General features: G+C 52.0%; 8 protein-coding genes and 2 pseudogenes. 7 read left to right on the top strand and 3 right to left on the bottom strand.

Features of this window, described 5'->3' with window-relative positions; genetic code table 11:
- Positions 1 to 150: 150 nt before the first annotated feature.
- Positions 151 to 669 (bottom strand): 5-(carboxyamino)imidazole ribonucleotide mutase, encoded by a 519-nt coding sequence (purE, locus tag IGR76_06180; protein MBF2078106.1) that lies wholly within the window; start codon positions 667 to 669, stop codon positions 151 to 153.
- Between the two features lie 45 nt (positions 670 to 714).
- Here purE and IGR76_06185 point away from each other — a divergent pair, with 45 nt between their 5' ends.
- The 6 genes and pseudogenes from IGR76_06185 to IGR76_06210 all read left to right on the top strand — a co-directional run bounded on the left by IGR76_06185 (position 715) and on the right by IGR76_06210 (position 5504).
- Positions 715 to 1032: a hypothetical protein gene (locus IGR76_06185; protein ID MBF2078107.1), complete on the top strand. Its 318-nt coding sequence runs from the start codon at positions 715 to 717 to the stop codon at positions 1030 to 1032.
- Positions 1033 to 1181: 149 nt separating this feature from the next.
- Entirely contained in the window at positions 1182 to 1613 is a 432-nt protein-coding gene (locus IGR76_06190) for a peptidylprolyl isomerase (GenBank protein ID MBF2078108.1), read from the top strand.
- A 5-nt stretch (positions 1614 to 1618) separates the two neighbouring features.
- Entirely contained in the window at positions 1619 to 2860 is a 1242-nt protein-coding gene (gene argJ / locus IGR76_06195) for a bifunctional ornithine acetyltransferase/N-acetylglutamate synthase (GenBank protein MBF2078109.1), read from the top strand.
- A 174-nt stretch (positions 2861 to 3034) separates the two neighbouring features.
- Complete coding sequence (locus IGR76_06200; protein ID MBF2078110.1) at positions 3035 to 4783, top strand: ABC transporter ATP-binding protein; 1749 nt, start codon at positions 3035 to 3037, stop codon at positions 4781 to 4783.
- Positions 4784 to 5048: 265 nt separating this feature from the next.
- Complete coding sequence (locus IGR76_06205) at positions 5049 to 5252, top strand: DUF2281 domain-containing protein (protein ID MBF2078111.1); 204 nt, start codon at positions 5049 to 5051, stop codon at positions 5250 to 5252.
- A pseudogene (locus IGR76_06210) lies at positions 5249 to 5504 on the top strand (type II toxin-antitoxin system RelE/ParE family toxin). Before IGR76_06205 ends, IGR76_06210 begins: the two are co-directional and overlap by 4 nt.
- Positions 5505 to 5632: 128 nt before the next feature.
- Here IGR76_06210 and IGR76_06215 read toward each other — a convergent pair.
- Positions 5633 to 5812 (bottom strand): annotated as a pseudogene (locus IGR76_06215) (hypothetical protein).
- 28 nt (positions 5813 to 5840) lie between these two features.
- The gene (locus tag IGR76_06220; protein ID MBF2078112.1) at positions 5841 to 6224 is read right to left on the bottom strand and encodes a helix-turn-helix transcriptional regulator; all 384 of its coding nucleotides are present in this window, start codon (positions 6222 to 6224) and stop codon (positions 5841 to 5843) included.
- A gap of 220 nt (positions 6225 to 6444) precedes the next feature.
- Here IGR76_06220 and IGR76_06225 point away from each other — a divergent pair.
- Positions 6445 to 6631, top strand: a 187-nt coding sequence (locus tag IGR76_06225; protein MBF2078113.1) for a transposase, incomplete at its 3' end; no start/stop codon positions are given.

Below are 6631 nucleotides of genomic sequence, written 5' to 3' on the forward strand. Positions count from 1 at the left end.
CATCCCGACACTCGCCTTCGGCAGAGTGCGGGGCTTTCACGGAGAAGCTAAATTGTTGAACGTTAGATAGCAAGCCCAGCATTGGATGATCGCCCCTTCTTCCCGAATGATGCGTTTCATCCAATGCTTTTTGATATGCCGTGTCTACCTCTACATTTCTCGGAGGTATTGCTGATAGCCCACAGTATCGAGTTTGGTTTGTTTGCTCATGACGCTGTCGCCCAGGCTTTGCCGATAGTCTTGCACCTGTTTCAGTAACGCTTCATCATGGCTAGCAAGGATTTGTACCGCCAGTAATCCCGCATTTTTGGCGTTACCGATTGCAACAGTTGCTACCGGGATCCCTCCGGGCATTTGTACGATGGAATAGAGAGAATCTACCCCGTGTAAGCTGCGGGTCAAAACCGGAACCCCAATCACAGGAAGCAGCGTCAACGATGCCACCATACCGGGAAGGTGAGCGGCTCCCCCGGCCCCTGCGATGATGACTTTCAAGCCTCGACTATGGGCAGTTTTGGCGTAATCCACCATGCGTTCGGGGGTGCGGTGAGCGGATACGATCGCCACCTCATGGGGGACAGTAAACTGTTCACAAATGGCGATCGCCCCTTGCATGGTGGGCAAGTCCGAGTCACTTCCCATAATGATGCCGATCAGAGGTTTAGGCATGGCGCTGCGTTCAATCTAAGAATCAACCAGATTGATTTTACCCCTATGGTTTCGTCCTCTTCTGAACAATCTTCTGAATCTTACGTTGCGTTAGTGCAATCGCTCAGCGAAGCGCAATTAAAACAGATTGCCGAGGCGATCGCCACAGGACGGGGAATGGAACTCTACCAAGCCTGTGCCCACCAGCTTCAGAATCCTAGGAATGCGGTCACGCCATCGGTTGAAGCGTATCAGCAGCAAATTCAGCGCCTAAAAGCCGACCTACAGACAGAGCGATCGCGGCGACAAGCGGTAGAGCAAGACGCCCTGCTTTGGAAACAGAAATTTGCGAAGGCTGTGAACTATTTGCGACGACATATATAAGGTGCGCGTATAGGACATATATAAGTTGTGGAATGGGCGATCGCTCCCTATTGCTTAAAGGAACGTCAAGACTTAGCCAGAATCCCAGAACAATCTGCTACTGTGAACTACGGATTTATGCATATTTCGTACTATCACAGGAGATGTCTATGACTCGTGCCGTCATGGAAACTGAAAAGGGAACCATTCATCTACAACTCTTTGATCAGGATGCGCCCGGAACCGTTGAGAACTTCGTGAAACTCTCCAAGTCAGGGTTTTATGACGGTTTAACCTTTCACCGCGTTATTGATAACTTTATGATTCAGGGCGGATGTCCCCACGGCACAGGCACAGGAGGCCCTGGGTACAAAATCAAGTGCGAAACCGCTGGAAACCCTAACAAGCACTTGGCAGGCTCTCTTTCAATGGCGCACGCTGGCCCCAATACGGGGGGTAGCCAGTTCTTTATTTGCCATTCGCCCCAACCCCACCTGGATGGAGTCCACACTGTGTTTGGCAAAACTGAGGATATGGACGTCGTAAACGCGATTCGTAAAGGCGATAAAATCCTGTCAATTCAGATTGAAGAGGACGCATAGAAAGCATGGCAGACTGGCACGAAATTCCGGGCGGTGTCACCGCCGCTAAGGGCTATAGGGCATCGGGAATCACCGCTGGACTCAAACCTTCCGGCGCACCGGATTTGGCATTGATTTACTCGGATGTGGAGGCGATCGCCGCAGGGGTGTTTACCACCAGTCGTGTCAAGGCGGCCTGTGTGGACTATTGCCGCCAGCGGCTCCAGGCAAAACCGAGCGCTCGTGCCATTCTCTGCAATGCGGGGCAGGCCAACGCAGCCACGGGCGATCAAGGCTGGGAGGATGCGGTTGAGAGTGCCCAACTGGTTGCCCAAGCCTTGGGCATTCCCTCGGAGGCGGTGCTGGTGGCGTCTACAGGGGTGATTGGTCAGCGGATTAAGATGGATGCGCTGCGGGCAGGCATTCCGCAGTTGGTGGCGGCAGCGTCACCGGAGGGATCAGAGACCGCCGCCAATGCGATTATCACCACCGACTTAGTTCCCAAAACCTATGCCCTCGAAGCGATGTTTGGCGATCGCCCGGTTCGGGTAGGTGGCATTTGCAAAGGATCGGGCATGATCCATCCGAACATGGCAACAATGCTGGCCTTTGTCACCTGCGATGCCACGGTATCGCCCCACATCTGGCAAGAGATGCTATCACGGGCAGCGGACAAGAGCTTTAACCAGATCACGGTGGATGGCGACACCAGCACCAACGACTCCTTAATTGCCCTTGCGAACGGTGAATCCCGGACTCCGGCAATTACCGAAATGGGGCCAGAGGCAGAGAAGCTAGAAGCCATGCTCACGGAAGTCTGCATTAACTTGGCAAAGGCGATCGCCCGTGATGGGGAAGGGGCAACCTGTTTAGTGGAAGTACAGGTGACGGGAGCCCACACCGATGATGGCGCACGGCAAATTGCCCGAACCATTGCTGGATCGTCTCTAGTGAAGTCCGCGATCTTTGGCCGTGATCCCAACTGGGGACGCATTGCGGCGGCAGCGGGTCGGGCAGGCGTTCCCTTTGAGCAAGAAAACCTGCGGATTAAGCTGGGCGATTTCCTGATGATGGAATACGGGCAGCCGTTGGCCTACGATCGCGCCGCCGCGAGTGCTTACCTCAAGCAAGCATCTGAAGGGGAGTATCTGAAAGCCGATACCGTCCTGATTTCGGTGAGCGTGGGCAACGGCTCCGGCACAGGAACCGCTTGGGGATGCGACCTCAGCTACGATTACGTGCGAATTAACGCCGAATACACCACCTGATCACCACCCGATTATCAATTCAAGCACTGTTGACGGTTCTGCTGACGAGGTTGGCGGAACCGTTTGACATTTTAGGTGTACTAATGCTGTCCGCAGAGCCGAACGAATTCGTCTAGGATAGGTGAAGCAAAATAATCATCATTAGCTCTAGGTCAATCCTTCTGGGACGGGTGTATGGCTCAGTCAAAATTGCGAACATTGGGCGAATATTTGCGACCGTATTGGCGCGAAAGTTCGTTGGGAGTGGCAGCTTTACTCGTCGTCAACGGTGTCGGAGCCTATATTCCGCAACTTATTCGGCAGGGGACGAATGAGCTGGAGGTCGCCTTCGACTTCGATCGGATTGTGTACTACTCCATTTTGACGTTGGTGCTGGCCTCGATCATGCTGGTGGTGCGGATGGTGTCGCGCATTTTGCTGTTTGGCGTGGGGCGGCAGGTGGAGTTTGATCTGAAGCAGAAAATCTTTGAGCATTTGCTGCAAATGGAGCCTGCCTACTTTAGCCGCAATACGGCGGGAGATTTGATCAGTCGCGCGACCAGTGACGTAGACAATATTCGGCGTTTACTGGGATTTGCGGTGCTGAGTTTGGCCAACACCGTCTTTGCCTATGCGTTGACCGTGCCGTTTATGCTGGCGATTGATGGCAAGCTGACCCTGCTGGCACTAACGGTGTATCCGGTGATGTTTTTTATCACCTACCTGTTTAGCGATCGCCTTCGTAACGAACAGTTGGCGGTGCAGGAAGAAACCTCGCGCATTAGCGAACTGATTCAGGAAGACATGAGCGGGATCGCACTGATCAAGATCTACGCCCAGGAAGAGAACGAACGACGCGCATTTCGTACGCTCAATAATCGCCTGCTCAATGCGAACTTAGAACTCGCCCGGACTCGAAACATTCTCTTTCCCCTGTTCGGCGGATTAGCGAGTATTAGTCTCTTGGCAGTGCTGTGGGCCGGATCAGGGGCGATCGCCGATGGCATGCTGAGTATTGGTGATTTTGTCGCAATGCTGCTTTATGTTGAGCGTCTTGTATTCCCCACAGCGATCCTAGGCTTCACCATTACGGCCTACCAGCGAGGAGAGGTCAGTATTGATCGGGTGGAATATATTTTGCAGGCTCAACCCCAGATTGCAGATCCGCCAGGGGCGATCGCCCTACCTGTTGAAGAGGTTCAGGGATCTCTGAGAGCAAACCATCTCAACTATCTCTATCCCGATATGCCTCGTCCGTCCTTATCGGATGTGACCTTTGAGATTCAGCCCGGAGAGACTGTGGCAATCGTGGGGCCGATTGGATCGGGTAAGTCCACTCTGGCGAATGCTTTGCCCCACCTGCTGAACATTGCGCCTAACCAGTTGTTTCTAGACGGTATTGATATTACTCAGATCAAGCTCCATGACTTGCGACGGGCGATCGCCTACGTGCCGCAGGATAGTTTTCTGTTTAGTACCACGATCAAAAACAACATTCGTTATGGTGATCCCCTGAGTGAGCAAACCGAGGTGGAGTATGCGGCCAAGAATGCCCAAATCCATCAGGAGATTCTGAACTTTCCGCAGCAGTACAAAACCATTGTGGGCGAACGGGGGATCACCCTTTCCGGGGGGCAACGCCAGCGCACCGCCCTGGCCCGCGCCCTGCTGGTGGATGCCCCAATCCTAATCCTGGATGACTCTCTCTCTAGCGTCGATAATCAAACCGCAACCGCCATTCTCAAAAGTCTCTCGGAGGGAACCCAGCGCAAAACTGTGCTGTTTATTTCCCACCAAATGTCAGCAGCGGCAGGGTGCGATCGCATTTTGGTGATGGATCAGGGACAGATTGTCCAATCGGGAACCCACACGGAATTGCTAAGCCAAGGCGGACTGTACTTGGAACTGTGGGAACAACACAAGTTGGAAGAAGTGCTGCAATAACCGAGATCCGTAATTTGTTATATCAAGACTCAATTCCTGTTTCAGGGAGAGGAACGAATCGTTGAGACTTGCCAAACCCTAGATGGGATTCGTCCTTGGGCAGGGCTATACGCTTTGATTTGGGTGAGAGCGACTCGTAACTTACTGAAAGGGGAGAACGAAAGAGCCCTACTTCCTAGTTTCTTAGATTAGCTGAATCGCTTGTGCCCAAATTTGACCCCAAGCGATTTAATGGAGGAAGGCGTTGGTAATCGCCCATTAAACCATGACCCTCAAAGATTTGCTAATCCAGGAACTTAATGACGCATCCGAGCCTCTCCTTGTTGAAGTTTTAGACTTTTTACGGTTTCTCAAAGCCAAGCAAGTAGAAGATGCCGCCGATTTGACAGAAGCTAGAGATGCACTCGCTTCAGTTGCCTCTGAAGGAACGGTTAGCTGGGAAGAGCTCAAGGCTGAAACTGGTCTATGACCTACCGGATTGAATTTATTAAACGGGCAGCGAAACAATTCAAAGCACTCTCTGCACAGGAGCAGAAGCGACTTATACCTGCTATTGACTCCCTAGCCGATGATCCTCGTCCAGTTGGAGTCGTAAAACTCAGGTGAAGATGATCTGTATCGAATTCGGGTTGGCCACTATCGTGTCATATACGAAATTAGAGACAAGCAACTGTTGATTTTGGTTGTGAAATTGGGACATCGACGTGATGTTTATCGTTAAATGCTTGTCAAGCAGGATGAGTCAAAGCATGCGACTCAACTCATCCTTACCTTCACGTTGGCGCGATCCGCCCCAACGCCCCAACGCCCTAAATCTCTAATCTCCAACTGTAAGCTAAACACATTTCCCTACGCTGGCGTGATCACGACCTCCAACTCTGGAATCACGATCAGCCGACTCCAGAATGATTGATCTGCATAGTGGAGTACATGCAGGATGTTAATCATGAGGCGTACTCGTCCCGGTGGAGCAATCACCAAATGGCGCAATAGTTCTCACTCTAGCTGAGTATCCGGATTCACCAGCAGTAGTGGATTACCTGGGCAGCAGTCAAGATTAAGACGGGAACTCCTCCTGAAGGGGACAAATACATGGTTCCTGCTCCAACCAACGAGAACCGACTTCGTGGAGTGCCCCCAGGATGGGTTTAATCTCGCGTCCCTTGGCCGTTAGGGAATATTCCACGCGAGGCGGAATTTCTGCATACACGCGGCGTTCGACTAAGCCGTAGGATTCCAGTTCGCGCAGGCGTTGGGTGAGCGTCTTGGTGCTAATGCCGGGTAGGGCGTCTAACAGTTCATGGGTGCGGCGATCGCCCCCAAATAGCTCACGTAGCACTAGAATGGACCATTTATTGCCCAGCAAATCCACGACAAATTGAATGGGACATCGGACGTCTGCACAAGCGTTGGGGTCTGGCGTGGGTACGGCTGAAACCATTAGAAAAAACACGGTAAACAATACTGCCCTTTGCTTCGGATTCTAAACGCTTTGTTTAGTTGTCGGGGAGGACTGTTTAAAAAAATATATTTCTTTATAATCCCCTGAATATCAGTCAGGGTGTAAATGCTTTACCTCCGGTAACGGCGTTGTTGCATGAAAGAGGGGTTGCGGGCAGGAGAGGCATGGTAAATTTCAGTTATCACATATAAAACCTGCCATGAAACCTCAATACCGCATCCGCAACTGGTCAGAGTATAACGCTGGATTGAAGGCTAGGGGAAGCCTCACCTTCTGGATCGAAGAATCTGTGCTGGGGCAGTGGGTGGTCGAGGAGTTGAGCGGCAAACCCGGCGCGTCAGTTCTTTATAGTGACCTTGCGATTCAAACAATGGCGACCGTCAAAG

This window comes from Synechococcales cyanobacterium T60_A2020_003 (genome assembly GCA_015272205.1).
Classification (GTDB): Bacteria; Cyanobacteriota; Cyanobacteriia; order RECH01; family RECH01; genus JACYMB01.

Bases quoted from the DNA above. Each gene is read 5' to 3' on its own strand.
- IGR76_06190 (MBF2078108.1), top strand. From the start codon at position 1,182: ATGACTCGTGCCGTCATGGAAACTGAAAAGGGAACCATTCATCTACAA.
- IGR76_06205 (MBF2078111.1), top strand. From the start codon at position 5,049: ATGACCCTCAAAGATTTGCTAATCCAGGAACTTAATGACGCATCCGAG.
- IGR76_06185 (MBF2078107.1), top strand. From the start codon at position 715: ATGGTTTCGTCCTCTTCTGAACAATCTTCTGAATCTTACGTTGCGTTA.
- IGR76_06220 (MBF2078112.1), bottom strand. From the start codon at position 6,224: ATGGTTTCAGCCGTACCCACGCCAGACCCCAACGCTTGTGCAGACGTC.
- argJ (MBF2078109.1), top strand. From the start codon at position 1,619: ATGGCAGACTGGCACGAAATTCCGGGCGGTGTCACCGCCGCTAAGGGC.
- IGR76_06200 (MBF2078110.1), top strand. From the start codon at position 3,035: ATGGCTCAGTCAAAATTGCGAACATTGGGCGAATATTTGCGACCGTAT.
- purE (MBF2078106.1), bottom strand. From the start codon at position 669: ATGCCTAAACCTCTGATCGGCATCATTATGGGAAGTGACTCGGACTTG.